The 1,437-nt window shown below is 24.5% G+C and carries 1 protein-coding gene; it reads right to left on the minus strand.

The genetic code is table 11. The features are described 5' to 3' along the window. Nucleotides 1-508: 508 nt before the first annotated feature. Complete coding sequence (locus HMPREF0631_RS00860) at nucleotides 509-1,222, minus strand: LytR/AlgR family response regulator transcription factor (protein WP_002842740.1); 714 nt, start codon at nucleotides 1,220-1,222, stop codon at nucleotides 509-511. Between the last annotated feature and the right edge of the window lie 215 nt (nucleotides 1,223-1,437).

The raw sequence follows: 1,437 nt of genomic DNA on the forward strand, positions 1-1,437 counted from the left end.
AAGCAAAAAATGGACTCACCCTATTAGAAATTGGGGTTCTATATTCACAGAGCTATCAATCATGTTCGAAGAACGCATAAGTTACTAGATTTAAAACTGACTTTATAGAAGTTTTTATTGACATGCAAAAAATTAAGTTATATTATAAATTAAAGGAAGGTTGGATTTTCACCAGCCTTCCCAATAATCAAATATTTATTTTTTAACTGCCTAATCGGCAGATTAGCCATAGAAGGCTAATTTACAGAAAATTTTCTCTTAAAGGTATCATCATATATCAAGCTCAACAATAACAATATAAATATGAAATTTGCTACAATTGTTAATAATGGTATGTTAAATTTTAAATATACTGCAACTACAGCAATATTATAGATAGCCTATAAAATTTTTTCATAAACAGAATTGATTTTTTTATTAGTAAAGAATACATTTATTATCTTATATACAGTCAAAGTATAGATAACTTCTAATAACATAAAAATGCAATCATAACTTGTAAGCATTATTACCCCCTCCGATATGCCATATATTTTTGCATTGTTTCGTCTACATACTTTCTGCCGATATTTATTATAAGTCCATTTTTTAACTCTATTTTGCTAGCAGATATCTTAAGAATGAACTTAAGATTTACAATATATGATTTATGAGGGTTAGCAAAATTTCTGGTAATAAATTTTTCTTTTTCATCTCTAATTTTTCCATTAAATACATCGTATATTTCTCCATTTTTAATTATTTTTATGTGACGTCCCTCTGATTCAAGATACATTATTTCGTCATAAGATATTGAACATATCGTCTTATTTTTCTTATATGTATAGACTTCGTCTTTCTTTCCTATTATTTTTATAAACTTTTTTATGATAGAGTTCAATTTATCAATATCTATAGGCTTTTCTAAGAAATCAAAAGGATTTGTTTTAAATAACTGTCTATCATAAGAGTCCTTAGAGGAAAAATATACTATTTCCGTTTTGTAATTTTCTAGGGCATCCCTTATATATTCACCTACACTTATACCATTCATTTTTACAAGCTCTATTTCTAAAAATAAAAGATCGATTTCCTCTTTTTTTATAAATTCAATAAGATCTTCACCCGTATAGAACTTTTTAATTTCTATTTCTATATCATTTATAAACTCATACTTCAATATATATTTTTCTAGCTCTAAGCAAAATCTTTTTTCATCATCACAAATTGCTATTCTTATCATTTTTTGTTTGTCATCCTCCAATATAACTTTGTATAAGACTAACCTTATTATATACTTTTTAAATACCAATTACAAACATATGAAAATTATATTAGAATAAATAAGAAAATATTTTAAATCTCATGTATAATTTGAGTTATTAAAAATGGAATTATACTATGTTTTTAAGTTAAATTATAATATATTTGTTCGTAAATTGCAATATCAATTTGTAT

This window comes from Peptostreptococcus anaerobius 653-L (assembly GCF_000178095.1).
Lineage (GTDB): Bacteria > Bacillota > Clostridia > Peptostreptococcales > Peptostreptococcaceae > Peptostreptococcus > Peptostreptococcus anaerobius.